Origin of the sequence: Streptomyces sp. NPDC005820 (assembly GCF_040630255.1) — a bacterium.
In the GTDB taxonomy this organism is placed as follows: Bacteria; Actinomycetota; Actinomycetes; order Streptomycetales; family Streptomycetaceae; genus Streptomyces.
Genome location: NZ_JBEXXE010000083.1, coordinates 1 through 25975, shown reverse-complemented (window position 1 = coordinate 25975; position 25975 = coordinate 1). Strand labels below are relative to the sequence as shown.

Here is a 25975-nt window from a genome sequence, read left to right as displayed (position 1 = left end):
CGACCACCACGTCGACGGGGAGGACCAGCTCGACGCCGGTCTTCTCCGCGCGCTCGACGTACTCCTGGACGGCCGGGATCTGGTCCTCCTGGAGGCCCCCTCTCCCCCCTCTCCTCCGTCTGCTCGTCCTCACCCAACTCGCCTTCAACGTCGGCTTCTTCGCGGTCCTGCCTTTCCTCTCCGGGCATCTGGGCGGGGCGGTCGGCATGGCGGGGTGGCTCGTCGGGTTCGTGCTGGGGTTGCGGACCTTCAGCCAGCAGGGGCTGTTCGTGGTCGGTGGGGTGCTGGCCGACCGTTACGGGGTGCGGCCGGTCGTCCTGGCCGGCTGTGCGCTGCGGATCGCCGGGTTCGGCTGGCTCGGGTACGCCGAGCGGACCTGGACGGTGATCGGCGCGGTGCTGCTCGTCGGGTTCGCCGCCGCGCTCTTCTCCCCGGCGGTCGAGTCGGAGGTGGCCCGGCAGGCCGTCGCACACGAGGAGGCGGGCGGTGGTCCACGGACCCGGGTGCTGGCCCTGTTCACGGTCGCCGGACAGGCCGGGGCGTTCGTCGGACCGCTGCTGGGCGCGCTGCTGTTGCCGTTCGACTTCCGGGCCGTGTGCCTCGCCGGCGCCGGGATCTTCGTCCTGGTGCTCTGTGCCCACGCCCGGCTGCTGCCGCAGCGCCTTCCCGGCCGGGAGAAGGTCCGAGTCCGGGGCAGGGTCGGCCCGTTGCTGCGCAACCGGCGCTTCCTCGCTCTGTGCTGCGCCTACGGCGCCTATCTCCTCGCCTACAACCAGCTCTACCTCGCCCTGCCCGCCGAGGTGGAGCGTGCGGCGGGTTCGCAGGCGCCGCTGGCCTGGCTGTTCGCGCTGTCCTCGCTGCTGGTGGTGACCGCTCAACTGCCCGTCACCCGGTGGGTGGGGGAGCGGATCGGCGCCCGCCGTGCGACGGCGGCCGGGCTGGCGCTGATCGCCGCCGGGTTCGCGGTGGTGGCCGCGGCGCTGCCCGCCGGGCGGACCGGGACGGCGGGGCTGCTGCCCGCCGCCGGGTTCGTCGTGCTGCTCACCGTCGGCCAGATGCTGGTCGCGCCCGCCGTCCGCGCCTGGGTCCCCGACCTGGCCGAGAAGGGCCGGCTCGGCCTGTACACGGGGGCGTTGTCCTCGGTCTCCGGGCTGATCGTGCTGCTCGGCAGCGCGGCCACCGGCATCCTCCTCGACACCGGGCTCCCCCCGGCTGTGCCCTGGCTGCTGCTCGCCGCGGTACCGGCCGCCGCGATCGCCCTGCTGCCCGGCCGGGGCCGCCCGCACCGTCCCGCGAACGCCGCCGACACCGTCGTAGAAACGCCGTCGAAACGGTCGTAGAAGCGTCGCCGCCACAGTCGTGGAAACGCTGCCGCGAAGGTCGTGGAGGCGCCGCAGGTACCGCGCATACGGAAGGGCCCGTACCGTCCGTGACGGTGCGGGCCCTTTCCCGTGGCGTGGGGGGCGGTGGGGCAGGGGCGTGCACCCCTGTGGGGGCTAGGCGAGTTCCAGCACCCGGTGCTCCGCCGGGCGGGCCGCGCGGATCCGGGAGGTGCGGTACAGCCAGAGCACGTCGCGGCCGAAGGACCACAGCAGGGAGCCGAGGGCGAGCAGCATGACGGCGAAGTTGCCGCTGTGGGGGAGGAGGTCGGCGCCCGCGACCAGCAGGCAGATGCCCTGGAGGGCGGCGACGGTCTTGCGGGCCATGCTCGGCGGGAGCGGGGCGTTGAGCCAGGGGGCGACGCGGGCGGCGGCGACGAAGACGTAGCGCATGGCGCCGATCAGCAGCACCCACGGGCCGAGCGCCATGGAGACGTACACGCTCAGGACGAGGATGAGGAACGCGTCGACCTCCATGTCGAAGCGGGCGCCCAGCGCGGTGGAGGTGCCGGTGCGACGGGCCACCTTGCCGTCGACGCCGTCGAGGATCAGGGCGACGGCGGTGAGGCCGACCAGCAGCGTCACCGGCGGGGTGGACTCGAAGGAGTCGGCGACCAGGGCCGTCACCCCGCCGACGAGGGTGGCGCGGCCGAGCGTGACCCGGTTGGCGGGTCCGAAGGAACGCAGCCGGGAGCGGTGCAGTGCCCGGGAGAGGACGGCCCAGGTGGCGACGGCGAACACGAGACCGGTGACCCAGCCCGCGGGCCCCATCCCGATCGCCGAGCCGAGCAGGGCCAGCAACAGGAGCTGAACGCCCGCTCCCACAGCGGTCTCCTGCTGGACCAGCCTTGCGTCGTAAGTGTTGTTCAGGGCCACCGCACATTCCTCCGGCCAGGTGACAGAGATGATCAGTGCCGCGTACTGTGCGCGACCTGTGCACATGTCGGTACGTGCACCAGGTGCAGATCGTTCAGGAGGATGCCGATGAACCGCAGCGGACGCGCGTTCTGGATCGACTCCCCGGGCCGGGGCGAGGTGCGTGACGTCGCCCTTCCGGAGCCGGCCGAGGGCGAGGTCGTCGTCCGTGCGCTCTACTCGGGGGTCAGCCGCGGCACGGAGACCCTCGTCTTCCGCGGCCAGGTGCCGCAGAGCCAGCACGCGGTGATGCGGGCGCCGTTCCAGGAGGGCGACTTCCCCGCGCCCGTGAAGTACGGCTACCTCAACGTGGGGGTGGTGGAGGAGGGGCCCGAGCGGCTCGTCGGCCGGACGGTGTTCTGTCTGTATCCGCATCAGACGCGGTACGTCGTCCCCGAGACGGCCGTCACCGTCGTACCGGACTCCGTGCCCGCCGCACGGGCCGTGCTGGCCGGCACCGTGGAGACCGCCGTCAACGCGCTCTGGGACGCGCAGCCGCTGGTCGGCGACCGGATCGCGGTGGTCGGCGGCGGCATGGTGGGCTGTTCGGTCGCCGCCCTGCTGGCCCGTTTCCCGGGCGTGCGCGTGCAGTTGGTGGACGCCGACCCGGCGCGCGCGAAGACCGCCGAGGCGCTCGGCGTCGGCTTCGCGCTGCCGCAGGACGCGCTCGGCGGCTGCGACCTCGTCGTGCACGCCAGCGCCACCGAACAGGGGCTGGCCCGTTCCCTGGAGCTGCTCCGCGCCGAGGGCACCGTCCTCGAACTGAGCTGGTACGGCGACCGCACGGTGGCGCTGCCGCTCGGCGAGGCCTTCCACTCGCGCCGGCTGGTCATCCGCAGCAGCCAGGTCGGCACGGTCTCCCCGGCCCGCGCGATGCGCAGCTACGCCGACCGGCTCGCGCTCGCCCTCGACCTGCTGGCCGATCCGGCGCTCGACGCGCTCGTCACGGGGGAAAGCGCGTTCGAGGAGTTGCCGGAGGTGATGCCGGGGCTGGCGTCGGGGGAGATCCCCGCGCTCTGTCACCGTGTCCGGTACCCGTAGGGGATCAGGTCGGGGATCAGGTCGGGGATCAGCAAGAGCGCCTGACCTGAGAAAAGAGTGAGATCGCACTGAACAAGGGGAAGCGTGGAGCCGTAATACACAGCATCCCCCGGCGGCCAATGGCCGGGGGACCAGACGCGCCGCACCTGGAGGGTCGTCCGTTGTTCAGTGTCACCGTCCGCGATCACATCATGATCGCCCACAGCTTCCGCGGTGAGGTCTTCGGACCCGCGCAGCGCCTGCACGGAGCGACGTTCCTGGTGGACGCCACGTTCCGCCGCGAGCAGCTGGACGACGACAACATCGTCGTCGACATTGGCCTCGCCACCCAGGAACTCGGTGCCGTGGTCAGCGAGCTGAACTACCGCAACCTGGACAACGAGCCCGACTTCGCCGGGATCAACACCTCCACCGAGTTCCTCGCCAAGGTCGTCGCGGACCGGCTCGCCGAGCGCATCCACAAGGGCGCGCTCGGTGAGGGCGCCCGCGGTATCGCCTCGCTCTCCGTCACCCTGCACGAGTCGCACATCGCCTGGGCGAGTTACGAGCGTGCGCTGTGACCGATGTGACCCTGGAGAAGGCGCCGCTCGTGTACGTGCCCGTGCAGACGGCGGCGCCCAAGGCCCCCACGGCTCCCACGGCCCGGAAGGCGGGTGACCTCATCCCCATGTCCCTGCGCTCCGTGCACTTCGTCATGCCCGGCGGGGTGCACGACACGGCCAACCCCAGCGGCGGCAACGCCTACGACCGGCGGGTCTGCCTGGACCTGCCCGGCTTCGGCTGGCAGGTCCACAAGCACCTGGTGAACGGCTCCTGGCCGCGCCCGGACACGGCGGCCCGTACGGAACTGGCGCGCGCCCTGGCCGCACTCCCCGACGGCACGGTCGTCCTGCTCGACGGGCTCGTCGCCTGCGGCGTCCCGGAGATCGTGGTGCCGGAGGCGGAGCGGCTGCGGCTCGCGGTCCTCGTCCACCTCCCGCTCGGCGACGAGACGGGCCTCGATCCGCTGGTGGCCGCCGAGCTCGACGCCAAGGAGCGGGCCGTGCTGCGGGCGGTGCCCGCGGTGATCGCCACCAGCGACTGGGCGGTGCGCCGGCTCGTCTCGCACCACGGCCTGGCCCCGGAGAAGGTGCACTGCGCCGCCCCCGGCGCCGACATCGCGCCCCTCGCCTCCGGCACCGACGGCGTCTCCCGGCTGCTGTGCGTGGCCGCCGTGACCCCGCGCAAGGGCCAGCACCGGCTGGTGGAGGCGCTGGCCGCCGTCACCGACCTCAGGTGGAGCTGCGTGTGCGTGGGCGGCCTCGGGCAGGACCCTGAGTACGTCGCCCATCTGCGCCGCCTCATCCGCCGGTACGGACTCGAGGACCGGCTGGAGCTCGCCGGCCCGAAGGCGGGCGCCGAGCTGGACGCCGCGTACGCCTCCGCGGACCTGATGGTCCTCACCTCCTACGCCGAGACCTACGGCATGGCGGTCACCGAGGCCCTCGCCCGCGGCATCCCGGTCCTCGCGACCGACGTCGGCGGGCTGCCCGAGGCCGTCGGCCGCGCCCCCGACGGCGGGATGCCCGGCATCCTCGTCCCGCCGGAGAACCCGGCCGCCCTCGCCGCGGAACTGCGCGGCTGGTTCGGCGAGGCGGACGTGCGGCGCCGGCTGAAGGCGGCCGCGCGCAGCCGCCGGGCCGCCCTGAACGGCTGGGCGTCCACCGCCCAGAGCCTGGCCGGTGTCCTCGGCCGGCTTCCCGGCGAGCCCCGGAGGGCGGCATGAGGAAGACGACGGCGACCCCGGCGGACATGGCGCGGCGCGTGGGAGCCATCCCCACCCAGCCGGGCCCGAAGGAGACCTCTCCCATGACCGAGACCGTGACCTTGACGGACGGCGGCGCGAGCGTCGGCGAGACCGGCCCCGACGCGGTGATCGAGACCGACCCCGACGCGGTGATAGCGGGCGCGGGCCCCGTCACCCGCCCGGGTGAGCGGCCCACCGTACGGCTGCGGGAGGCCGGGCCCGAGGACCAGCCCCGGTACGCGCCCGAGTGGCTCCAGCTGCGGGAGCCCGCGGACGCGGCGGCGCGGGCCGTGGACCTGCTGGACCCGCTGCGGATCCGGCTCGCGAACCTGCCGAGCGGGCGCGGCGGCGGCCTCGCCGTGCACGACCTGGGCTGCGGCACCGGCTCGATGGGCCGCTGGCTCGCGCCCCGCCTGGACGGCGGCCAGCACTGGATCCTGCACGACCGCGACCCCTATCTGCTGCACTTCGCGGCCGTCGCCTCGCCGCGCGCGGCCGCCGACGGCAGCCGGGTCACCGTCGAGACCCGGCGCGGCGACGTCGCCCGGCTCACCCCGGACGCCCTGACCGGCGCCTCCCTCGTCACCGCCTCCGCCCTCCTCGACGTCCTCACCCGCGAGGAGATCGAGACGCTCGCCGCGGCCTGCGCGGGCGCCGGCTGCCCCGCGCTGCTGACGCTGTCCGTCGCCGGCCGGGTCGATTTCTCCGCGCCGGACCCGCTGGACGAGGAGCTCGCCGCCGCCTTCAACGACCACCAGCGGCACGGCGGCCTCCTCGGCCCCGACGCGGTGGGCGTCGCCTGCGAGGCGTTCGCCGACCACGGCGCCACCGTCAAGGTCCACCCGAGCCCCTGGCGGCTCGGCCCCGAGCACGCCGCGCTCACCGCCCAGTGGCTGCGCGGCTGGGTCGGCGCGGCCGTCGAGCAGCGTCCCGAACTCGCCGAACGCGCCGAGGGCTATCTCGCCGCCCGCCTCACGGCCTGCCAGCAGGGCGAGCTGCGGGTCACCGTCCACCACAGCGACCTGCTCGCCCTGGCCCGGCCCACGGGGCGCGCCCGGTGAGCGCCGAGACGGTGAGCGCGCGGGCCGGGACGGCCGAGCCCGCGGTGCGGGGCGAGGGCGCCCCGGCCGTACGGCGGCCGCCCCGCGCCCCGTCGGTGGCGCGCACCGGCCCCGCCGTGTCCGAGGCCCGCATCGGCGTCATCGTGACCGTGCCGCACCGCACGCCGTCGGCGTGGCGCAGGGTGTTCGCCTCGCGGGCCCTGCGCACCCACTTCGGGACGGTCGCCGGCGTCCTCATCCTCACGGTGCTGCTGTGGCGGATGGGGACGGGCGTGTTCCTCGACGGACTGCGCCGCATCGACGTGCCGACCGTGCTGGTCGCGCTCGGCATCGGCGCGGTCACCACCGTGTTCAGCGCCTGGCGGTGGGCGCTGGTGGCCCGCGGGCTGCGGATCCGGCTGCCGTTCGGCGCGGCGGTCGCCGACTACTACCGGGCGCTGTTCCTGAACGCGGCCCTGCCCGGCGGCATCCTCGGCGACGTGCACCGCGCCGTGCGGCACGGGCAGAGCGCCGGTGACGTCGGGCGCGGTGTACGGGCGGTCGTGCTGGAGCGCACGGCGGGGCAGCTCGCGCTGGCCGGCGCAGGCGTAACGGTCCTGCTGGTGCTGCCGTCCCCGGTCATGGACGAGCTGCGCAGCCTCGCCCCGATGGTCCTGCTGGCCGGGGTGGGGGCGCTCGCCGTCGTCCTGGCGCTGCGCATGAACTCCTCCCGGCCGCGCCGCGCGGGACGCCTGGGCAAGGCGCTGGCCGAGGCCCGCGAGGGGCTGCTGTCCCGGCGCAACGCGCCCGGGGTCGCCGTGTCGTCGCTGGTCGTGCTCGCCGGGTACGTGGCGATGTTCGTGGTGGCCGCCCGGGTGGCCGGCTCCGGCGCCTCCGTCCTCGGCCTGCTGCCGATCGCGATGCTCGCCCTGCTCGCCATGGCCGTCCCGCTGAACGTCGGCGGCTGGGGCCCCCGCGAGGGCGTCACCGCCTGGGCGTTCGGCGCGGCCGGCCTCGGCGCGAACACCGGCCTGTCGGTGGCGGTGGTGTACGGCGTGCTGAGCTTCGTGGCCGCGCTGCCGGGGGCGGTCGTCCTCGTGGTGCGCTGGTACGCCGCTGTACGGGGCGACGGGGCGAGGACTGCGGGGACTGCGCAGACGGCGCGGACGGCGCCGTCGGGCGGGACGGCTGGGGTGAGTGAGACTGCTGGGGTCGCCGAGGCGTCCGGGGCCGGCGTGACGGTCGGGATGGCAGAGGTGGTCGGGGTGACCGAGACGTCCGGGGCGGACGCAGAGGTGGTCGGGGTGGCCGAGACGTCCGGGGCGGACGAGACTGCCGGGACGCCCGAGGTGACCGGGACGCCCGGGGCGGCTGAAGCATCCGAGACGGCCGAGACGGCCGAGACGGCCGAGACCGGTGAGGCCGCCGGGCGCGCTCCCGAGGTGCCCTACAGCGGGCCGGTGTCCCCGGTGTCCGCCGAGTCCCCCGGGGCCTCCGTACCCGGTGACTTCTCCGTACCCGCCGGCTTCCCCGAGCTGGACGGCTTCTCCGAAGTCAGCAGTGAGAAATACGCGCCGAAGGAATCCGCCAGGCTCGCCAGGAGTTCCTTCCCCTTTTCCGCGGACCCCAGGGAGGGACGGCCGATGACGCCCGAATCGGTATAGGCGGACATTCCCAGCGTGAGCAGATGGCGACGGTCGTCCGCGGTGAAATCGGCGGACTCGAAACCGGGCCGGACGAGTTCCGGATGGGCGTGCAGCAGGATCGAGGTCTCGATCTCCCCGGCGTGCATGTCGGTGAGCAGCGAGGTCACCACCCCGGACCGTTCCCGCGCCGCCTCCCAGTCCTCCGGGGCCGGGAAGAGCGCCATCCGCTCACCGCGGGCGGAGGACTCCTGGACCGCGTTGCCCAGGACGTAGTTCCCGCCGTGTCCGTTGACCAGCACCAGGGCCTCGACGCCCGAGCGGCGCAGCGACGCCGCGATGTCCCGTACCACCGCGTGAAGGGTCACGGAGGAGATGCTGACGGTCCCCGGCCAGGCCGCGTGCTCGTGCGAGCAGGCGATGGTCACCGGCGGAAGGAGGTGCACCGGGTACGCCCGGGCGATCTCCCGGGCGATGGCGCAGGCGACCAGGGTGTCGGTGGCGAGCGGCAGGTACGGACCGTGCTGTTCGAAGCTGCCGACCGGCAGGACCGCCACCTGCGTCGTGACGCCCGCGCCCCGGGAGCGGACGTCCTCGGTGGTGTCCACGGGCACCAGGCCGCAGGCCGCCGCCGCCACTGTCGCCGCCGTCCTTATCTCCGAACCACTCATCTTTTCCCGGCCTTTCGTCTCCGCTTAGGAATCAGATCATGACAGAGAAAATTGGCGTACTCGGCGAGCAGACCGCGCAGCGCACCGGCGTGGAACGCGTGGTGAATGCCCCCTTGCCCACCGTGTACGGGAAATTCCAGGCGGTGGGCTACCTCGACCACGACCGCGGTGACGAACAAGTCGCCCTGGTGTACGGGGAGATCGGCAGCGAGGACGTGCTGACCCGGCTGCACTCGGAGTGCCTGACCGGCGACGCGTTCGGCTCCCAGCACTGCGAGTGCGGCGACCAACTGGAGTCGGCGCTGCGGGCCGTCGTCGCGGCGGGCAGCGGGATCGTCGTCTATCTGCGCGGCCACGAGGGCCGCGGCATCGGTCTGCTCGGCAAGCTGCGTGCGATGGCCCTGCAGGCGGAGGGTCTGGACACCGTCGAGGCGAACGTGGCGCTCGGCTTCCCGGTGGACGCCCGCGACTACAAGGTGGCCGCCGACATCCTGCGCGACCTGGGCGTACGGTCCGTGCGGCTGATGTCGAACAACCCGCGCAAGCGCGAGGCGCTCGTCGACAACGGCATCCAGGTCGCCGAGGAGGTGCCGCTGCTGATAGAGCCGTGCGAGAACAACATCACCTACCTGCGCACCAAGCGGGAGCGCATGGACCACCGGCTGCCGCACCTGGACGCGGTGGCGCACTGGTCCTGAGCGCGCCCCTGCCGTCGCACCGCCGGCCGGGACCGCGTGCGGGGATCACGCGTGCGTCGCGGCGGGCAGGGATCCCGCGCCGTCCGGCGGGTAGGGATGACGACGGTCACTGCAGGTGACAGCCCCGGCCTCGGTACTCGGGCCGGGGCCGCCGCACAGTAAGGAGCCGCTCGGGTGAACACGCATGCCTCGGTCGTCGTCATCGGCGGTGGAGTGATCGGGACCAGCATCGCCTACCATCTGGCCGCGGCGGGCGTACGGGACGTCCTGCTGGTGGAGCGGGACGACCTCGCCGCCGGCTCCACATCCAAGGCCGCCGGAGGGGTGCGCGCGCAGTTCTCCGACGAGCTGAACATCCAGCTCGGGGCGCGCAGCCTGGAGGCGTTCGGGCGGTTCGGCGAGGAGTTCGGGCACGACATCGGACTGCACCGGGTCGGCTACCTCTTCCTGCTCTCCACGCCCGAGGAGGTCGCCTCCTTCGAGGCGGGCGTGGCCCTGCAGAACGCGCTCGGGGTGCCCAGCCGCATGATCGACCCGGCCGAGGCCCGCCGTCTCTCCCCGCTGATCACCACCGACGGCTTACGGGCGGCCGCGTTCTCGCCCGACGACGGGCACTGCACGCCCGAGGCCGTCGTCCAGGGATACGCGGCCGCCGCCCGCCGGTGCGGTGCGCGCATCCTGCGCCGTACCGCGGTGACCGGCATCGAGACCCGCGGCGCCACCATCACCGGCGTCACCACCACCCTCGGCCCGATCGCCACCGACACGGTGATCTGCGCGGCCGGCGCCTGGTCCCGGTCGGTCGGCGCGATGGTGGGCGTGGACCTGCCGGTGCAGCCGCTGCGCCGCCAGATCGCGGTCACGGAGGCGGTGCCCGGCCTTCCGCCGGACCTGCCCATGACGATCGACTTCAGCACCACCCTCTACTTCCACGCCGAGGGCCCCGGTCTGCTCGTCGGCATGTCCGACCCCGACGAGCGCCCCGGCTTCGCCACCGACACCCACGACCGCTGGATCCCCCGTCTCGCCGCCGTGCTGGAGCACCGCGCCCCCGACATCCTGGAGCTGCGCCGCACGGGCGGCTGGGCGGGACTGTACGAGGTCACCCCGGACCACAACGCACTGATCGGCGAGGCGCATTCGGTATCCCGTTTTCTGTATGCGACCGGTTTCTCCGGGCACGGCTTTCTGCAGGGACCGGCCGTCGGCGAGGTCGTCCGCGACCTCTACCTGGGCCGCGTACCCTTCGTGGACGTCACCCCCCTGAGCGCCGGCCGGTTCGAGGCCGACGCCCCGCGTCCGGAGGTCAACTGCGTATGACGGCACCGACCGCCCCCCACCTGTGGCTGCGTCACGAGGCCCGTACCACCGAACGGCGCACCCCGGTCGTCCCCGACGACGCCCGCCGCCTCGTCGAGGCCGGTGTGCGGCTGACCGTCGAGGAGTCCCCGCAGCGGATCTTCCCCGTCGAGGAGTACGAGGCGGTGGGCGCCCGAGTCGCCCCCGCGGGCTCCTGGGTGTCGGCGCCGCCGGACGCGGTCGTCCTCGGCCTGAAGGAACTCCCGGACCAGCCAGCAGAGTTGACGCACCGCCATATCTTCTTCGGGCACGCCTACAAGCAGCAGCCCGGCGCGGCCGATCTGCTCCGCCGGTTCGCCGCCGGGGAAGGGGCGCTCCTGGACCTGGAGTACCTCGTCGACGAACAGGGCCGCAGGCTGGCGGCGTTCGGCTTCTGGGCCGGCTACCTCGGCGCCGCCCTCGCGGTGCTCCACCACCGGGGCCGGCTGACCGCGCCGCTGCGCCCGACCGACAAGGACGCCCTGGACGAGACCCTGCGCCCGCGACCCGGCGACGGTGAGTTCACCGCTCTCGTCGTCGGCGCCCTGGGCCGCAGCGGCCGGGGTGCCCGAGCCGCCCTCGCCACCGCAGGGGCCGACCCCACCTGCTGGGACCTCGCCGAGACCCGGGACCTGGACCGCCGCGCGCTCCTGGACCACGACCTGCTCGTCAACTGCGTCCTGGCCACCACCCCGGTGCCGCCGTTCGTCCGCGAGGAGGACCTCGACGACCCGGCCCGCAGACTGCGCACCCTCTCCGACGTCACCTGCGACGTCGGCTCCCCCCTCAACGTCCTGCCCGTCTACGACCGCACCACGGAGTGGACGGACCCCGTGCGCACCCTGCGCAAGGAACCCCCGCTGGACCTGATCGCCATCGACAACCTGCCGTCGCTGCTGCCCCGCGAGTCCAGCACCGACTTCTCGGCGGCCCTCCTGCCCCAGCTGCTGGACTTCCCGACGGGGGATGCGTGGGCGCGGTGCCTGGAGCGCTTCCGGCGGGCGGGGCGTGAACTCGGCATCGAGCTCGGCACCGAACTTGGTTCAGGAGAAGGGGAGTTCGGCCATGAGTGAGGTGGTTGCCGCGAGCGGTACCGTCCACTGGGTGGGCGCCGGTCTGTCCACGGGCAGCGGGCTCGCCGACCTGTGCGCGCGCACCGACGGCGTCCGCCTCTGGCACCGTACGGCGGACCGCGCGGCCGGGGCCCTGGACCGGCTGGGACTGACCGGACGCGCCGCCCCCCGCGCCTACACGCTCGACGCGCTCACGGCCGAACTCGCCCCCGGTGACGTCGTCGTGTCGATGCTGCCCGCTCCCGACCACGCCCCGCTGCTCGCCGCATGCGTCGCCCGGCGCGCCCACTTCGCCTGCTCCAGCTATGTCTCGGACGCGGTGCTGGAGCAGGTCCCGGCGGCCGGGAGGGCGGGGCTGGTCGTCCTCACCGAGGCCGGCCTCGACCCGGGCATCGACCACCTCTTCGCCCACGCCCTGGTGGCCCGCGCCCGTGCGGCGATCGGCGCGGACACGTCGGCCTCGTACCGCCTCACCTCGTACTGCGGAGGCGTCCCGGCCGTCCCCAACGACTTCCGCTACCGCTTCAGCTGGGCGCCCCTAGGTGTCCTCAACGCCCTTCGCTCGCCTGCCCGTTACGTCGAGAACGGCGCCGAGACCGTGGCCGCCAGGCCCTGGGAGGCGACCCGCCGGCATGTCGTCGACGGGGAACCCTTCGAGGTGTACCCCAACCGGGACAGCCTGCCCTTCGTCGAGCAGTACGGGCTGCCACCGGCCTGGAAACCGGTCGCGTTCGTGCGCGGCACCCTGCGCCTGGACGGCTGGCTGCACGCCTGGCAGCCGGTGTTCGAGGAGCTGAGGGAGGGTGACGACACCCGGATCGCCGCCCTGGCACGGGAGTTGGCCGCCGCCTACCCGACGACGGACACCGACCGCGACCGGGTGGTCCTCGAGGTCGCCCTGGAGGTGGAGACCGGAACCGCGGGCAACGGCACGTCCTGGTCGGGGAGTTGTCTGCTGGACCTGGTGGGCGACGAGGAGGAGAGCGCGATGGCGCGGTGCGTCTCGCGCACCCTCGCGCTCGGCGTCCGGCGGATCCTGGCCGGCGCGCTGCCGCCGGGCCTGAACCGGGCGGCCGAGACGGCGGCCCGGTCGGTGGAGTGGCTCGGTGAACTGGCCGACGAAGGCCTGGAGTTCATCCGGCGCGGGGACGGCTGACGGTCAGTCGAGCAGGGCCTCGTGCACCAGTCGCTTGAGGTCGGGATACAGCTTCAGCGACCTGCGCGGCCGCACCTGCGTCAGGAACTGCACGCTCACGTCGTGCTGCGGGTCGATCCAGAAGGTTGTCGTGGCGACCCCGCTCCAGCCGTAGGTGCCGAGGCCCGTCGGGGCCTGGGTGCGGTCCGGGTCGACGACCACGGACACGCCCAGGCCGAAGCCGACCCCGTCGTTGCCGGGTTCGTCGTGCGCCGGGCGGCTGCCGAAGGCGCGCAGGTCCGCGTCGCCGGGGAGGTGGTTGCGGGTCATGAGGTCCACCGTCTCCGGGGCCAGCAGCCGCACCCCGTCGAGTTCGCCGCGGCGGCGCAGCAGCTCGCTGAAGCGGTGGATGTCGTATGCGGTCGCCACCAAACCGCCGCTTCCCGACAGGAACCGGGGGCGGCCGAACAGCGGCAGGCCGGCGATCGGTTCGATGCCGCCGCCGTCGGTGTCGCCGTACAGCTCGGCCAGCCGGCCGGCCTGCTCGTCGGTGACCTGGAAACCGGCGTCCGCCATGCCCAGCGGGCGGAGGATCCGCTCGGTGACGAACTCGTCGAGAGGCTGCCCGGAGACGACCTCGATGATCCGGCCGAGGACGTTGGTGGACACCGAGTAGTTCCACTGGGTGCCCGGCTCGAACTGCAGCGGCAGCCGCGCGTACGCCTCGACGGTCTGGGCCAGATTCGAGCCGGGCAGCACCGCCGACTCCAGTCCGGCCTCGCGGTACAGGGCGTCGACGGGGTGACAGTGGTAGAAGGCGAAGGTCAGGCCCGAGGTGTGGGTCATCAGGTGCCGCACCAGCAGAGGCTGTTCCACCGGGCGGGTGCTGAGTTCCGCGCCGGAGCCGCCCGCGTACACACGCTGGTCGGCGAAGGCCGGGAGGTGGTCGGCGACCGGGTCGTCGAGCCGCAGCCGGCCCTCCTCCATCAGTATCAGGGCGGCGACGGAGGTGACCGGCTTGGTCATCGAGTAGATCCGGTACAGGGTGTCGGCCTCGACGGGCAGTCCGGCGGCGACGTCACGGTGGCCGTGGGTGGTGAGGTGCGCGACGCGGCCGCCCCGGGAGACCGCGAGGAGGAAACCGGGCAGCCGTCCCTCGTCGACGTAGTGGGCGACGTGCTGGTCGAGGCGGTCCAGCGCCTTCGCGTCCAGCCCGACCTCGCTCGGGTCGACCTCTTGTCGCAGCAGTGCCATCGTTCTCCTCCGGTGCGTTCGTGCGAGGTGCGGTCCGGGTTCCCGCTCCGGTACGACCTCAGTGCTCATGGTCGCCCAGGGAACGGGCGTACGGACCGCTTTCCACGCCGTGAGCGGTGTGGGGTGTGTCGCTTCGGCCGGCCCCCGGGCAGGCGGGGCGTGCACGGCGGCGCGCGCGGGGACGTGCGCCGGAGCGTCTGCGGGGGCGGGGCGTCCCGGCAGCGCACGGCACACCGGGATCGCCACGAGGGCGGCCGCGCCCAGCACGGCCATCGGCGTCCGGGCCGGGCCGAGGCCCGCGAGCACGGTCGCGCAGGCCACGCCCAGCACCGGCCCGACGTTCATCGCCGTCTGCTTCAGCCCGCCCGCCACCCCGGCCGCCTCGACGGGAGCCTCCCGTACGACGACATGCGTGGCCGCCACCATCACGGTCCCGAACCCGGCGCCCACCAGGGCGAACCCGGCGGCGAACGCCGTCTCGCCCGGGGCGCCGGCGAGCACCAGCAGACCGGCGCCGAGGACGGCCGTCGCCCCCGTGACCGTGGCCCGGGCGCCGGCCCGGCGCAGCAGCACCGCCGACACGGGCGCCGCCGCGATCAGGCACGCCGCCAGCGGCAGACTGAGCAGTGCGCTGTGCAGGGCGGTCAGGCCGAGGCCGTCCTGGAGGACGTACACACCGGCGAACAGCCCGCCGTTGAGCGCCGCGGACGCGGTGACCAGCAGGGCGAGGGCCCCGCCGACCGCGGGGGAACGGACGACGTCCGGCAGCAGCAGGGGCGCCGGCGCCCGCCGCTCGTGCCGTACGAAGGCGAGGGCCGCGAGGAGTGCGGCCGGCGCGGACCAGGTCGCGCCCGGGAGCGTGACGAGGGCGTGCACCAGACAGGCGAGCGCCACCGCGAGCAGCAGAGCGCCGGGCAGGTCGAGCGGGCCACCGGCCGACGGCCGCTCCTCCTCACGGGAGGCCAGGGCGAGCAGGCCGAACAGCAGCGTGGGCACCACATTGAGCAGGAACACCGCCCGCCAGCCGAACGAGGTGGCGAGCGCCCCACCCACCACCGGCCCGGCCGCGGCCGCCACCCCGACGGCCGCCGTCCGCACGGCGATCGGCGTACGCAGCCGGTCCGGCGGGAACGACGCCCGCAGCATCCCCAGCGTGGCGGGTTGGAGCAGCGCCCCGAACACCCCCTGGACGACACGCAGTGCGATCACCCAGCCCACGCCCGGCGCCACCGCGATGCCCGCCGAGGCGGCGCCGAAGCCGAGCATGCCGAACGCGAAGGTACGGCGGTGTCCGTAGCGGTCGCCGAGCCGCCCGGCGAACACCAACAGGCCCGCCACGGCGACGAGATAGCCGGTGCTCGTCCACTGCGCCTGGGTGAGGGAGGCGTGCAGGTCGCGGCGCAGGGTCGGCTGGGCGACGGTGAGCACGGTGCCGTCGAGGGCGACGACCACGGCCCCCGCCACACTGCTCGCCAGCGTCACCGTACGGTTCACCGGCCGTCCTCCGGCCCGAGGTACGCGTCGAGCGCGGTCCGGAGCAGCGGCGCGAAGTCGTCTGAGCCCGTGGCGAGTTGGAGACTTCCCCAGCTCCACAGCTGGGCGATGCCGTGCAGGTTCGCCCACAACGCCCCCGCGACGGCCCGCGCGTCGGCGTCGGGCCGGGCCCGGCCCACCAGGTCCACCAGGACGCCGAACAGGGGAAGGCTGGTGTCGCGCAGCCGCAAGTGCCCGCTCTGCAACAGATCGTGACGGAACATCAGCTCGTACATGCCGGGGTTGTGCAGCGCGAACTCCAGGTAGGCGTGCCCCAGGTCGGTGAGCTGGGCGCGCGGGGCCGCGCCGCCGTCGCCGAGCGTCGTCGTCACCTGGATCCCCAGCTGGGTGAAGCCGCGGCGGGCGATGGCCGACAGCAGCTCCAGATGGGTGGGGAAGTAGCGGCGGGGCGCGCCGTGGGACACGCCGGCCCGGCGGGCGATCTCCCGCAGGGTCAGCGCACCGGCACCCTCCAGGGCGACCAGGTCCACGCCGGCATCGACGAGACGGGTCCGCAGATCGGGGTCCGGTTTCTCGGATTCGCTCATAGACACTGTCTACCACCCGTGGATAGACAGTGTCTACGCCGGTTCGGCGGCTCATGGAGTGCGGTGAAGGAGCGCGGGCAGGGGAATGCGCCTCGGTGGTGCGCTGGTTGTGCGGAGCATGACTCGGGACACGACGCGCCACGCGCTGCTCGCCCTGCTCTCCGAGGGCCGCAGCGGAGTACTGGTCACCCTCAAACGCGACGGCCGCCCCCAGCTGTCGAACGTCAGCCACCACTACTACCCGGACGAGGGCGTGATCCGGATCTCCGTCACCGACGACCGCGCCAAGACCCGCAACCTGCGCCGCGACCCCCGCGCCTCCTACCACGTCACCACCGCCGACCGCCGCGCCTACACGGTCGTCGAGGCCACCGCCGACCTCACCCCGGTCGCCGCCGACCCCTACGACGACACCGTCGAGGAACTCGTCCGCCTCTACCGCGACGTCCTCGGCGAACACCCCGACTGGCACGACTTCCGCACCGCCATGGTCCGCGACCACCGCCTGGTCGCGCGGCTGCGGGTGGAGCGGGCGTACGGGATCCCCCGGCCGGCCGGCGACGGGTGACCGCACACGCCCGAGCCCCCGGCGCCATCGTGGCGTCCGGGGGCTCGGGCGTGCGGGGAAGGGGCGGTGGAGTGGGTCAGGCGGTCACCGTCTCCGGCTGGGAGACCTCAGGGGCGCCCCGCTCGCCGAGCCGCTCGGTCGGCACCTTCGCGGTCTCCCGCGCCGACAGCGCCGCGATCACCGGCGGGACGCACAGCGCCGCCGTGAACAGGGCGACGGAGGACCAGTCGTCGCCGCCCGGGCCGGCGATCTGCGCCGCGAAGGTGACCGCGAAACCGGCCACGGCGAAACCGATCTGGGTGCCGATCGCCATGCCCGACAGCCGCACCCGGGTGGAGAACATCTCACCGTAGAAGGAGGGCCACACACCGTTCGCGGCGCTGTAGACCACACCGAAGGCGACGATGCCGAGGACCAGGATCAGCGGGTAGGAGCCGGTGGAGATCGCCCACAGGTACCCGAACATCGCCCCCGCGCTGCCCACCGCACCGATCAGGTAGACCGGGCGGCGGCCGATGCGGTCGGAGAGCGTGGCCCACGCTGGGATGGCGCCCAGCGCGACCAGGTTGGCGAGCGCACCCACCCACAGCATCGAGGAACGGTCCATGCCGACCGCGTCGCTCGTCGCGTACGCCAGCGCCCACACCGTGAAGATGGTGCTGACCGAGGCGATCAGGGCGCCCCCGATCACCCGCAGCACATCCGCCCAGTGCTCCCGCAGCAGCACCGCCAGCGGCAGCTTCACGACCTCGCCGGTGGCCTGCTGCGCCTCGAAGGCCGGCGTCTCCTCCAGCTTCCGCCGGATGACGTAGCCGACCACGGCGACCGCGATGCTCAGCCAGAACGGCACCCGCCAGCCCCACGACAGCAGTTGGTCCTCGGGCAGCGCCGCGACCGGGATGAAGACCAGCGTGGCCAGCAGCTGCCCGCCCTGGGTGCCGCTCAGGGTGAAGCTGGTGAAGAAGCCGCGCCGGTGCGCCGGCGCGTGTTCGAGCGTCATGGAGTTGGCGCTCGCCTGCTCACCTGCGGCGGAGATGCCCTGGAGGACGCGGCACAGGACCAGCAGGACGGGGGCGAGGGTGCCGACCTGGGAGCGAGTCGGCAGACAGCCGATCAGGAACGTCGACACGCCCATCAGGATCAGCGTGAACACCATGATCTTCTTACGGCCCAGCCGGTCCCCGAAGTGCCCGAGGAAGAGCGCCCCGACCGGCCGGGCCGCATACGCGACACCGAACGTGGCGAGCGACAGCAGGGTCGCGGTGGCCGGGTCCGACTCGTCGAAGAAGACCTTCGGGAAGATCAGCGCGGCCGCGCTGCCGTAGATGAAGAAGTCGTAGTACTCCAGGGCGCTCCCGATCCACGCCGCCGTGGCGGCTTTCTTCGGCTGACCTGGGGGTGCTGCGGCGGGGACGGACACGGCGTGCTCCTTCGGGGGAACTCCAACGTACGCGGGAGTGGGGCAAGGGGGAGAAGGGCCGGATCCCTGGGGTGCGGGGCGGCTGCGCCGGGTCGGTTGACTCCGGCTAATTAACCCACTGGGTAGTTAGTAGCGGATGGCCAGTGATGGTGCGCCGATGTTTCGCCGCTGTCAATAGGTCTCGTCGGAGGTGGCTGGTGGGCGGCGGAGTGCAATCTGCCGTATACGGCCGATCGGCGACCGTTGTCCGCCGAACGCATACGGTCGCCGGTCGACCGGTGATTGCCGATCGCCGACTGCCGACTGCCGGTCGTCGACGGTCCTGCGGTCGACCGCAGGTCGCCGGTCGCAGACACTCGACCGTCGACCGTCGACCGTCGACCGTCGGCCACCGACCGCAGACCGTCGCCCGGTCCGCAGCCGACAGCCCGTCGTCAGCCCTCCGCCCGCTCCGCCGTCAAATAGGCGATCACCATGTCCCCGAGCATGGTCCGGTAGTGCTCCCGCTGCGCCGGATCCACCAGGTCACGCCCGAACAGTGCGCCGAAGGTGTGCCGGTTGGCCACCCGGAAGAAGCAGAACGAGCTGATCATCGCGTGCAGGTCGACGGCGTCCACCTCGGCCGTGAACAGTCCTGACTCCCGGCCGGCGGCGAGGATGCGGCGGATCACGTCGAGTGCCGGGGAGCCGATCCTGCCGAGTTTCTCGGAGGCGGCGATGTGCTCGGCCTCGTGGATGTTCTCGATGCTGACCAGCCGGATGAAGTCCGGGTGCTGTTCGTGGTGGTCGAAGGTCAGCTCGGCGAGGCGCCGGATCGCCGCGACCGGGTCCAGGTGTTCGACGTCGAGTCGTTGCTCGGCCTCGCGGATCACGCCGTACGCGCGCTCCAGGACGGCGGTGAACAGCTGCTCCTTGCCGCCGAAGTAGTAGTAGATCATCCGCTTGGTGGTGCTGGTGCGGGCGGCGATGTCGTCGACGCGGGCCCCGGCGTATCCGACGCGGGCGAACTCCCGGGTCGCCACGTCCAGGATCTCGGCCTGGGTCCGGGCGGCGTCGCGCGTGCGCCCGTTGGATCGTGCCGGTTCGTCGACGCTGGTCATCGGGTTCCTTCGGGCGGCGTGGCTGCGGTGCAGCGATTCTAGGAGCCGATCCCGTCCCGTGAGGCGAGAGGGGCTTCCCCGACGGCCCGGCAGAGTGCTATGACTAACTCACCAGTTCGTACATTAGCCAGCCGCTCAGGAGGTCCTCCGTGACCAAGGATGTGACCAAGGACGTGACCAAGGGCTCGTATCTCGTGGGTCTGATCGGTTCCGGGATCGGTCCCTCGCTCAGCCCGGCGCTGCACGAGCGGGAGGCCGACCGGCAGGGGCTGCGCTATCTGTACCGGCTGATCGACATCGACGTCCTCGGGGCCGCTCCTCAGGCGGTCGGCGATCTGGTGCGGGCCGCCCGTGACGTGGGCTTCGACGGGCTGAACATCACCCACCCGTGCAAGCAGCTGGTCATCGAGCACCTCGACGCGCTGTCCCCGCAGGCCGAGGCCCTCGGCGCGGTCAACACCGTCGTCTTCGGGAGCGGCGGCCGGGCCGTGGGGCACAACACGGATGTCACCGGGTTCGCCGCGTCGTTCGCCCGCGGTCTGCCGGACGTCCCGCTGGAGCGGGTCGTGCAGCTGGGCGCGGGCGGCGCGGGCGCGGCCGTCGCACACGCCACGCTCACCCTCGGCGCCGGCCGGGTCACCGTCGTGGACGCGCTGCCCGAGCGGGCCGCGCGGCTCGCCGCCGCCCTGAACGACCACTTCGGCGAGGGCCGGGCGGCCGCGTCGGACCCCGACCGGCTGACCGCGCTGCTCGCGCACGCCGACGGCGTCGTCCACGCCACGCCCACCGGCATGGCCGCCCACCCCGGCCTGCCCTTCCCGGCCGCGCTGCTGCGGCCGGAACTCTGGGTCGCCGAGGTCGTCTACCGCCCCCTGGAGACCGAACTGCTGCGCACCGCCCGCGCCCTGGGCTGCGCCACCCTCGACGGCGGCGGCATGGCCGTCTTCCAGGCGGCGGACGCGTTCCGCCTCTTCACCGGGCGGGAACCCGACACCGCCCGCATGCTCGCCGACATCGCCGAACTGGCCGGCGCCGTCCCCACTCCCAAGTAGCCACGCCCTCCCCGCTCCGGAGCAGCCGGAGCAGCGCACGGCCCGCCCCGGAGCCGCCGCACGGCCCCCCCGAAGCGGCCCCGCCGTCGTCACCCCGAAGCGACCAGAACCACGAGGTGCCCAGGTGCGTACGTCCATCGCCACCGTCTCCCTGAGCGGATCCCTCACCGAGAAGCTGACGGCCGCCGCCCGCGCCGGCTTCGACGGCGTCGAGATCTTCGAGAACGACCTGCTCGCGAGCCCCCTCAGCCCCGAGGGCATCCGCGCCCGCTGCGCGGACCTCGGGCTGACCGTCGACCTCTACCAGCCGATGCGCGACGTCGAAGCCGTCCCCGAGGCCGAGTTCGCCCGCACTCTGCGCCGCGCCCGCCACAAGTTGGAGCTGATGGGCCGGCTCGGCGCGGACACCGTCCTGGTCTGCTCCAGCGTGTCCCCGCTCGCCGAGGACGACGACGCCCTCGCCGCCGAGCAGCTCGCCCGGTTGGCCGACCTCGCCCAGGACTTCGGCGTGCGGGTCGCCTACGAGGCGCTCGCCTGGGGACGGCACGTCAGCACGTACGACCACGCCTGGCACATCGTCGACACCGCCGGCCATCCCGCGCTCGGCACCTGCCTGGACAGCTTTCACATCCTGTCCCGGGGCTCCGATCCCAAGGGCATCGAGGACATCCCCGGCGAGAAGATCTTCTTCCTGCAGCTGGCCGACGCCCCGCTGCTCGGCATGGACGTCCTGCAGTGGAGCCGCCACCATCGCTGCTTCCCGGGGCAGGGTGGATTCGATGTGGTGGATCTCGTACGCCGTGTATTGCATACAGGATACGATGGCCCGCTCTCCCTCGAAGTCTTCAACGACGTCTTCCGGCAGGCCGAGGCCGGCCCCACCGCCGTGGACGCCCACCGCTCCCTGCTGCTGCTCCAGGAGGAACTGGGCATCGCCGCCCTCCCCGCCCCGGCCGCCCCCACCGGGATCGCCTTCACCGAGCTGGTCACCCCCGACGCGGAACCCGTCTGCGCGCTCCTCGGCTCCCTCGGCTTCGCCCGCACCGCACGCCACCGCGGCAAGCCCGTCGAACTGTGGGAGCAGGGTCAGGCCCGGATCCTCGTCAACACCGGCCCGGCCGCCCTCCCCCACCCCCGGCTTCACTCGCGCGGCGGGAGCCCCGTCGACGGCACCACCCTCGCCGCGATCGGCCTGGAGTCACCGGACCCGGCCGCCGCCGCCCGCCGCGCCGAGGCCCTCCTCGCCCCCGTCCTGCCGCGCCGCCGTGCCGCCGAGGACGCCCCCCTCGACGCGGTCGCCGCCCCCGACGGCACCGAACTCTTCCTCTGCGCCACGAACCGCCCCGGACTGCCCGACTGGCGCGCCGACTTCGCCGACCTCACCGACCCCACCGACCCCACTGACGTCGCCGACGCCGACGCCGAGGCCGCCCCGCGCACCCCGGCACCCCCCTCCGACCTGCGCGTCGACCATGTGGCGCTCACCCAGCCCTGGCACCGGTTCGACGAGGCCGTCCTCTTCCACCGCGGCGTTCTCGGGCTCGACCCGCAGGAGAGCGTCGACGTCGCCGACCCCTACGGGCTGCTCCGCAGCCGGGCCGTGACCGGCGGCGACGGTGCCGTCCGCTTCCCGCTCACCGTCGGCGCCGCCCCCGGCGACGACACCGCGCACGCCCGTCACATCGCGCTGGCCACCGACGACGTGGTCGCCGCCGCCCGCCGCTTCACCACGGCCGGCGGCCGCCTGCTGCCGATCCCCGCCAACTACTACGACGACCTCGCCGCCCGCTTCGAGTTCGCCGACGGCGAGCTGGAGACCTACCGGGAACTCGGCATCCTCTACGACCGGGACGCGCACGGTGTCTTCCGGCACTGCTACACCCGCACCGTGGGCCGCGTGTTCTTCGAACTCGTCCAGCGCGACGGCGGCTACCAGGGCTACGGCGCCGCCAACGCGCCGGTGCGGCTGGCGGCCCAGCACGCCGCCCGCTGACCCGGCCCGGCTCGCCTACTGACGGCTGACGGTCCTGGTCACACCCGCGACGACCGTCGTGGCCAGAATCCAGCCGGTGACGACGAGGACGTACGACAGCGTCTGGTACCAGCCGTTCGGCGCGAACGCGCCCTCCTGCCCGAACGAGATCACCGGCAGCAGCAGGTCCAGGGTGTAGAAGACGGGGTTGAATTCGGGCGCCTCGTCCGCCTTGAGCGGCGGTGGAGGGTGCCCGGCGTACGCGATCGAGCCGGCGGCGAGCAGCGACAGCAGCCAGACGGCGGCGCGCAGCGGACGGAAGCCGTAGCCGACGGCCGCGTCCTGGAGACGGCCCCACAGCCGTCCGTGCCAGGGGAGCGTGGACCGGCGGCGGCGCTGCTTGGCGAGCTGGACGACCCGGGCGGCCTGGTCGTCACCGGTCCTGCGGTATGCGGCCGTCAGTTGTTCGTATGCATGCGGGTCGTACCCCTGGCTGTCCCGCTCGAGCATCGGCAGCCGGTCCTCGGCGGGGGCGTGCGGGGTGAGGAAGGTGTAGGTGAGGTCCAGCAGGCGCACCTGGTCGGGGAGCATCCCGGGCTCCAGGCTGAGCTGGTTGATCTCCGCCCGCCGCAAATTCAGCATGCCCTCCACCCGGGGGCCCCGGCGCAGCCAGAGTTCGCCGATCACACAGCTGCTGGCCCGCAGGGCGATGCCGTCGGGGTTGGACAGCCGGGCGAGCAGCAGGTCCACCCGGCCGGGTATCCGGGCCCCGCGCAGGTCGATCCGGCCCCGGGTGCTCAGCCGGCGGCCGAGCAGGTTGGCACCCACCTCCAGGGCGTCGGCCTCCAGCACGCCGGCGCCGGGGTTACTGAGTTCGGCGCCCTCCAGGTCGAGCGACCCGGCGACGGCGGCCCCGTCGAGCCGGATCAGGCCCCGGGCGCGCAGACCGCGGGCGCACAGGTCGTCGTCGACGCCGATCTGGTGGAGGTGGAGGGCGGGCCGGTCCGTGCCCGCGTCGGTGACCTCGGCCTCCTCCAGGAACAGTGCGCCGGCGATCTGCGCCCCGTCCAGACGGACCGGCCCGCCGAACCGGCAGCGGGTCAGCCGCAGACTGCCGTCGACCCGGGCCCGGGTCACCGACAGCCCGGGCATGTCGGAGTCGCGCATGCTGACGTAGCGCAGATGGGCGCCGATCAGGTCGGGCGCCTCCTCGAAGCGGCAGTGGGTGAGATGGACGACGCTGTCGACCGTCGCGTACCGCAGTTCCAGCGCGCCGGTGATACGGGCTCCCCGTACCTTGAGGGCCGCTATCTCCCCTTGTTCCTGGGGGCCGTTGAGGAGCAGCGCCCGCAACACCTCGGCCCGCAGCGTTCGTTCGGGCCCCCAGTCGTCGGATCCGTCGCGGAAGTCCACCTCGGCGCCCTTGGCGAAGGCCCGCCAGACGCGCTGTTCGGCCGGTGTCAGATCGTCGATCTCCATCAGCCGCGACTCTGGCGGGCCTCTCGGGCGGTGTCAACAGGCTATGGCCGTACGTTCCATTCGGCGATCACGGGCCACCCGTGCTCCGTGGACAGCCTGCTGTACGTTCCCGTAGCCAGCTGGAACAACCGGCCCTGTGCGGGCGGGAGTCCGAGCCGACGGGCCGTCAGCACGCGCAGGAAATGCCCGTGGGCGACGAGCACGGCGTCTCCGCCGCAGTCGGCGAGTGCCGCGTCGACCCGGGACAGCACCCGGTCGGCACGCCGCCCGATCTCCTCGGGCGACTCACCGGGGTGACCGTCGGCGCCGGGCGGCACCCCGTCGGTCCACAGGTCCCAGGTGGGCCGGTCGCGGTGGATGTCGACGGTGGTGATGCCCTCGTACCCGCCGTAGTCCCACTCGTGCAGGTCGGGTGCGGCGACCGCCCCGTCGATGCCGGCGAGTTCGGCGGTGCGCACCGCGCGGCCGAGCGGGCTGGTCAGCGCGAGGCAGAAGGTCCGGCGGGAGAAGAACGGAGCGAGCGACTTCGCCTGGAGCTCGCCGTTCTCGGTGAGCGGCAGGTCGGTCCAGCTGGTGTGCTGTCCCGACCTGCTCCACTCCGTCTCGCCGTGGCGGACCAGCAGCAGATCCCCCACCGCAGGCTACTCCTTCGCCGATTCGACGGCGTGGCCGCCGAACTGGTTGCGCAGCGCCGCGATCATCTTCATCTGCGGGGAGTCGTCCTGGCGGGACGTGAACCGCGCGAAGAGGGAGGCGGTGATGGCGGGCAGCGGTACGGCGTGGTCGACGGCGGCCTCGACGGTCCACCGTCCCTCGCCGGAGTCCTGCGCCCAGCCGCGCAGCTTGTCGAGGTGCTCGTCCTCGTCGAGGGCGTTGACCGCGAGGTCGAGCAGCCAGGACCGGATGACGGTGCCCTCCTGCCAGGAACGGAAGACCTCGCGCACATCGGTGACGGAGTCGACCTTCTCCAGCAGCTCCCAGCCCTCGGCGTAGGCCTGCATCATGGCGTACTCGATGCCGTTGTGGACCATCTTCGAGAAGTGCCCGGCGCCGACCTTGCCCGCGTGGACATAGCCGTACGGGCCCTCCGGCTTGAGCGCGTCGAAGACCGGCTGGAGCCGGTCGACGTGCTCCTTGTCGCCGCCGACCATCAGGGCGTAGCCGTTCTGCAGGCCCCAGACGCCGCCGGAGACACCGGCGTCGACGAAGCCGATGCCCTTGGCGCCGAGCTCGGCGGCGTGCTTCTCGTCGTCCGTCCAGCGGGAGTTGCCGCCGTCCACGACGACGTCGCCCGCTTCGAGCAGGTCGCCGAGCTCGTCGACGACGGACTGGGTGGGGGCGCCGGCCGGGACCATCACCCAGACGGTGCGCGGCGCTTGAAGCTGCTGGACGAGTTCCGCGAGGTCCTTGACGTCGGAGAGTTCGGGGTTGCGGTCGTAACCGACGACGGTGTGGCCCGCGCGGCGGATGCGCTCGCGCATGTTGCCGCCCATCTTGCCGAGACCGATGAGACCGAGCTGCATATCAGTTCACTACTTCCTGAGTTCGCGGTACGCGGCCACGAGGGCGGCGGTGGAAGGATCGAGGCCGGGGACGTCCGCGCCTTCGGTGAGGGCGGGTTCGACGCGCTTGGCGAGGACCTTGCCGAGCTCCACGCCCCACTGGTCGAAGGAGTCGATGTTCCACACGGCGCCCTGCACGAACACCTTGTGCTCGTAGAGGGCGACGAGCTGGCCGAGGACGGACGGGGTCAGCTCGGCGGCGAGGATCGTGGTGGTGGGGTGGTCGCCCCGGAAGGTGCGGTGCGCGACCTGCTCCTCGGGCACCCCCTCGGCCCGCACCTCCTCGGCCGTCTTGCCGAAGGCGAGCGCCTGCGTCTGGGCGAAGAAGTTGGCCATCAACAGGTCGTGCTGGGCCTTGAGTTCGTCGCTCAGCTCGTCGACCGGACGGGCGAAGCCGATGAAGTCCGCCGGGATCAGCTTCGTGCCCTGGTGGATCAACTGGTAGTAGGCGTGCTGCCCGTTGGTGCCGGGCGTGCCCCACACCACCGGCCCGGTCTGCCACCCGACCGGACGGCCCTCGCGGTCCACCGACTTGCCGTTGGACTCCATGTCGAGCTGCTGGAGATAGGCGGTGAACTTGGACAGGTAGTGGCTGTACGGCAGGACGGCGTGGGACTGGGCGTCGTGGAAGTTGCCGTACCAGATGCCCAGCAGGCCAAGGATCAGCGAGGCGTTGGCCTCGGCGGGGGCGGTGCGGAAGTGCTCGTCGACGAGGTGGAAGCCGTCGAGCATCTCGCGGAAGCGGTCCGGGCCGATGGCGATCATCAG

The 25975-nt window shown here is 73.1% G+C and carries 21 protein-coding genes and 3 pseudogenes; 13 read left to right on the top strand and 11 right to left on the bottom strand.

The window, feature by feature from the left end; genetic code table 11:
- Window positions 1–77 precede the first annotated feature (77 nt).
- Window positions 78–1340, top strand: a complete 1263-nt coding sequence (locus ABZ464_RS50010; RefSeq protein WP_359289293.1) for an MFS transporter — start codon at window positions 78–80, stop codon at window positions 1338–1340.
- Window positions 1341–1496: 156 nt separating this feature from the next.
- On the opposite strand, the gene ABZ464_RS50005 is transcribed toward ABZ464_RS50010, so the two are convergent.
- Entirely contained in the window at window positions 1497–2255 is a 759-nt protein-coding gene (locus ABZ464_RS50005; protein WP_359289287.1) for a CDP-alcohol phosphatidyltransferase family protein, read from the bottom strand.
- A 108-nt stretch (window positions 2256–2363) separates the two neighbouring features.
- Here ABZ464_RS50005 and ABZ464_RS50000 point away from each other — a divergent pair, with 108 nt between their 5' ends.
- The 5 genes and pseudogenes from ABZ464_RS50000 to ABZ464_RS49980 form a co-directional block, all read left to right on the top strand.
- Window positions 2364–3335 carry a zinc-binding alcohol dehydrogenase gene (locus ABZ464_RS50000; protein WP_359289285.1) on the top strand — a complete coding sequence of 324 codons (972 nt, stop codon included), beginning with the start codon at window positions 2364–2366 and terminating at the stop codon, window positions 3333–3335.
- A gap of 161 nt (window positions 3336–3496) precedes the next feature.
- On the top strand, window positions 3497–3895 hold the full coding sequence (locus ABZ464_RS49995; RefSeq protein ID WP_055633342.1) for a 6-carboxytetrahydropterin synthase: 399 nt from the start codon (window positions 3497–3499) through the stop codon (window positions 3893–3895).
- Window positions 3892–5100 (top strand): glycosyltransferase family 4 protein, encoded by a 1209-nt coding sequence (locus ABZ464_RS49990; RefSeq protein WP_359289282.1) that lies wholly within the window; start codon window positions 3892–3894, stop codon window positions 5098–5100. Before ABZ464_RS49995 ends, ABZ464_RS49990 begins: the two co-directional genes overlap by 4 nt.
- Window positions 5097–6182, top strand: a complete 1086-nt coding sequence (locus tag ABZ464_RS49985) for a trans-aconitate methyltransferase (protein WP_359289280.1) — start codon at window positions 5097–5099, stop codon at window positions 6180–6182. Before ABZ464_RS49990 ends, ABZ464_RS49985 begins: the two co-directional genes overlap by 4 nt.
- 149 nt (window positions 6183–6331) lie before the next feature.
- Window positions 6332–7273 (top strand): annotated as a pseudogene (locus tag ABZ464_RS49980) (lysylphosphatidylglycerol synthase transmembrane domain-containing protein); the annotation flags it as partial.
- Window positions 7274–7608: 335 nt separating this feature from the next.
- Here the strand turns inward: ABZ464_RS49980 and ABZ464_RS49975 are convergent.
- Window positions 7609–8475 carry a creatininase family protein gene (locus ABZ464_RS49975; RefSeq protein WP_359289278.1) on the bottom strand — a complete coding sequence of 289 codons (867 nt, stop codon included), beginning with the start codon at window positions 8473–8475 and terminating at the stop codon, window positions 7609–7611.
- 38 nt (window positions 8476–8513) lie between these two features.
- Here ABZ464_RS49975 and ribA point away from each other — a divergent pair, with 38 nt between their 5' ends.
- The 4 genes from ribA (at window position 8514) to ABZ464_RS49955 (ending at window position 12740) form a co-directional block, all read left to right on the top strand.
- Window positions 8514–9173: a GTP cyclohydrolase II gene (gene ribA / locus ABZ464_RS49970; RefSeq protein WP_359289276.1), complete on the top strand. Its 660-nt coding sequence runs from the start codon at window positions 8514–8516 to the stop codon at window positions 9171–9173.
- 174 nt (window positions 9174–9347) lie between these two features.
- Window positions 9348–10493 carry an FAD-binding oxidoreductase gene (locus ABZ464_RS49965; RefSeq protein WP_359289274.1) on the top strand — a complete coding sequence of 382 codons (1146 nt, stop codon included), beginning with the start codon at window positions 9348–9350 and terminating at the stop codon, window positions 10491–10493.
- A complete protein-coding gene (locus ABZ464_RS49960; protein WP_359289272.1) occupies window positions 10490–11584 on the top strand; it encodes a saccharopine dehydrogenase in 1095 nt (364 codons plus the stop codon). The genes ABZ464_RS49965 and ABZ464_RS49960 overlap by 4 nt, the downstream gene beginning before the upstream one ends.
- Window positions 11577–12740 carry a saccharopine dehydrogenase family protein gene (locus tag ABZ464_RS49955; protein WP_359289270.1) on the top strand — a complete coding sequence of 388 codons (1164 nt, stop codon included), beginning with the start codon at window positions 11577–11579 and terminating at the stop codon, window positions 12738–12740. The genes ABZ464_RS49960 and ABZ464_RS49955 overlap by 8 nt, the downstream gene beginning before the upstream one ends.
- Window positions 12741–12743: 3 nt before the next feature.
- On the opposite strand, the gene ABZ464_RS49950 is transcribed toward ABZ464_RS49955, so the two are convergent.
- From ABZ464_RS49950 to ABZ464_RS49940, 3 genes and pseudogenes are all read right to left on the bottom strand, one after another.
- Entirely contained in the window at window positions 12744–13973 is a 1230-nt protein-coding gene (locus ABZ464_RS49950; RefSeq protein WP_359289291.1) for a serine hydrolase domain-containing protein, read from the bottom strand.
- 141 nt (window positions 13974–14114) lie between these two features.
- Window positions 14115–15467: pseudogene (locus ABZ464_RS49945) on the bottom strand (MFS transporter); the annotation flags it as partial.
- Window positions 15464–16054 (bottom strand): TetR/AcrR family transcriptional regulator, encoded by a 591-nt coding sequence (locus tag ABZ464_RS49940; protein ID WP_359289268.1) that lies wholly within the window; start codon window positions 16052–16054, stop codon window positions 15464–15466. The pseudogene ABZ464_RS49945 and the gene ABZ464_RS49940, both read right to left, overlap by 4 nt.
- Before the next feature lie 118 nt (window positions 16055–16172).
- Here ABZ464_RS49940 and ABZ464_RS49935 point away from each other — a divergent pair, with 118 nt between their 5' ends.
- A complete protein-coding gene (locus ABZ464_RS49935; RefSeq protein WP_359289266.1) occupies window positions 16173–16622 on the top strand; it encodes a PPOX class F420-dependent oxidoreductase in 450 nt (149 codons plus the stop codon).
- Window positions 16623–16698: 76 nt separating this feature from the next.
- On the opposite strand, the gene ABZ464_RS49930 is transcribed toward ABZ464_RS49935, so the two are convergent.
- A complete protein-coding gene (locus ABZ464_RS49930) occupies window positions 16699–18042 on the bottom strand; it encodes an MFS transporter (protein ID WP_359289264.1) in 1344 nt (447 codons plus the stop codon).
- A gap of 434 nt (window positions 18043–18476) precedes the next feature.
- A complete protein-coding gene (locus ABZ464_RS49925; RefSeq protein ID WP_359289262.1) occupies window positions 18477–19142 on the bottom strand; it encodes a TetR/AcrR family transcriptional regulator in 666 nt (221 codons plus the stop codon).
- Between the two features lie 173 nt (window positions 19143–19315).
- Between ABZ464_RS49925 and ABZ464_RS49920 the strand changes: the two genes are divergently transcribed.
- Both ABZ464_RS49920 and ABZ464_RS49915 read left to right on the top strand, forming a co-directional pair.
- Complete coding sequence (locus ABZ464_RS49920) at window positions 19316–20194, top strand: shikimate dehydrogenase (protein WP_359289289.1); 879 nt, start codon at window positions 19316–19318, stop codon at window positions 20192–20194.
- A gap of 124 nt (window positions 20195–20318) precedes the next feature.
- A complete protein-coding gene (locus ABZ464_RS49915) occupies window positions 20319–22187 on the top strand; it encodes a TIM barrel protein (protein WP_359289259.1) in 1869 nt (622 codons plus the stop codon).
- Window positions 22188–22202: 15 nt separating this feature from the next.
- On the opposite strand, the gene ABZ464_RS49910 is transcribed toward ABZ464_RS49915, so the two are convergent.
- The 4 genes and pseudogenes from ABZ464_RS49910 to ABZ464_RS49895 all read right to left on the bottom strand — a co-directional run.
- Window positions 22203–23645: a membrane-associated oxidoreductase gene (locus tag ABZ464_RS49910; RefSeq protein ID WP_359289257.1), complete on the bottom strand. Its 1443-nt coding sequence runs from the start codon at window positions 23643–23645 to the stop codon at window positions 22203–22205.
- A 41-nt stretch (window positions 23646–23686) separates the two neighbouring features.
- A complete protein-coding gene (locus tag ABZ464_RS49905) occupies window positions 23687–24280 on the bottom strand; it encodes a histidine phosphatase family protein (RefSeq protein WP_359289255.1) in 594 nt (197 codons plus the stop codon).
- Window positions 24281–24286: 6 nt separating this feature from the next.
- Complete coding sequence (gnd, locus tag ABZ464_RS49900) at window positions 24287–25168, bottom strand: phosphogluconate dehydrogenase (NAD(+)-dependent, decarboxylating) (RefSeq protein ID WP_359289253.1); 882 nt, start codon at window positions 25166–25168, stop codon at window positions 24287–24289.
- A 9-nt stretch (window positions 25169–25177) separates the two neighbouring features.
- Window positions 25178–25975, bottom strand: a pseudogene (locus ABZ464_RS49895) (glucose-6-phosphate isomerase); the annotation flags it as partial.

Excerpts from the sequence above, each read along its gene's own strand:
- ABZ464_RS50000 (WP_359289285.1), top strand. The coding sequence starts at position 2,364 with ATGAACCGCAGCGGACGCGCGTTCTGGATCGACTCCCCGGGCCGGGGC.
- ABZ464_RS49985 (WP_359289280.1), top strand. The coding sequence starts at position 5,097 with ATGAGGAAGACGACGGCGACCCCGGCGGACATGGCGCGGCGCGTGGGA.
- ABZ464_RS49975 (WP_359289278.1), bottom strand. The coding sequence starts at position 8,475 with ATGAGTGGTTCGGAGATAAGGACGGCGGCGACAGTGGCGGCGGCGGCC.
- ribA (WP_359289276.1), top strand. The coding sequence starts at position 8,514 with ATGACAGAGAAAATTGGCGTACTCGGCGAGCAGACCGCGCAGCGCACC.
- ABZ464_RS49960 (WP_359289272.1), top strand. The coding sequence starts at position 10,490 with ATGACGGCACCGACCGCCCCCCACCTGTGGCTGCGTCACGAGGCCCGT.
- ABZ464_RS49955 (WP_359289270.1), top strand. The coding sequence starts at position 11,577 with ATGAGTGAGGTGGTTGCCGCGAGCGGTACCGTCCACTGGGTGGGCGCC.
- ABZ464_RS49950 (WP_359289291.1), bottom strand. The coding sequence starts at position 13,973 with ATGGCACTGCTGCGACAAGAGGTCGACCCGAGCGAGGTCGGGCTGGAC.
- ABZ464_RS49940 (WP_359289268.1), bottom strand. The coding sequence starts at position 16,054 with ATGAGCGAATCCGAGAAACCGGACCCCGATCTGCGGACCCGTCTCGTC.
- ABZ464_RS49935 (WP_359289266.1), top strand. The coding sequence starts at position 16,173 with ATGACTCGGGACACGACGCGCCACGCGCTGCTCGCCCTGCTCTCCGAG.
- ABZ464_RS49925 (WP_359289262.1), bottom strand. The coding sequence starts at position 19,142 with ATGACCAGCGTCGACGAACCGGCACGATCCAACGGGCGCACGCGCGAC.
- ABZ464_RS49910 (WP_359289257.1), bottom strand. The coding sequence starts at position 23,645 with ATGGAGATCGACGATCTGACACCGGCCGAACAGCGCGTCTGGCGGGCC.
- gnd (WP_359289253.1), bottom strand. The coding sequence starts at position 25,168 with ATGCAGCTCGGTCTCATCGGTCTCGGCAAGATGGGCGGCAACATGCGC.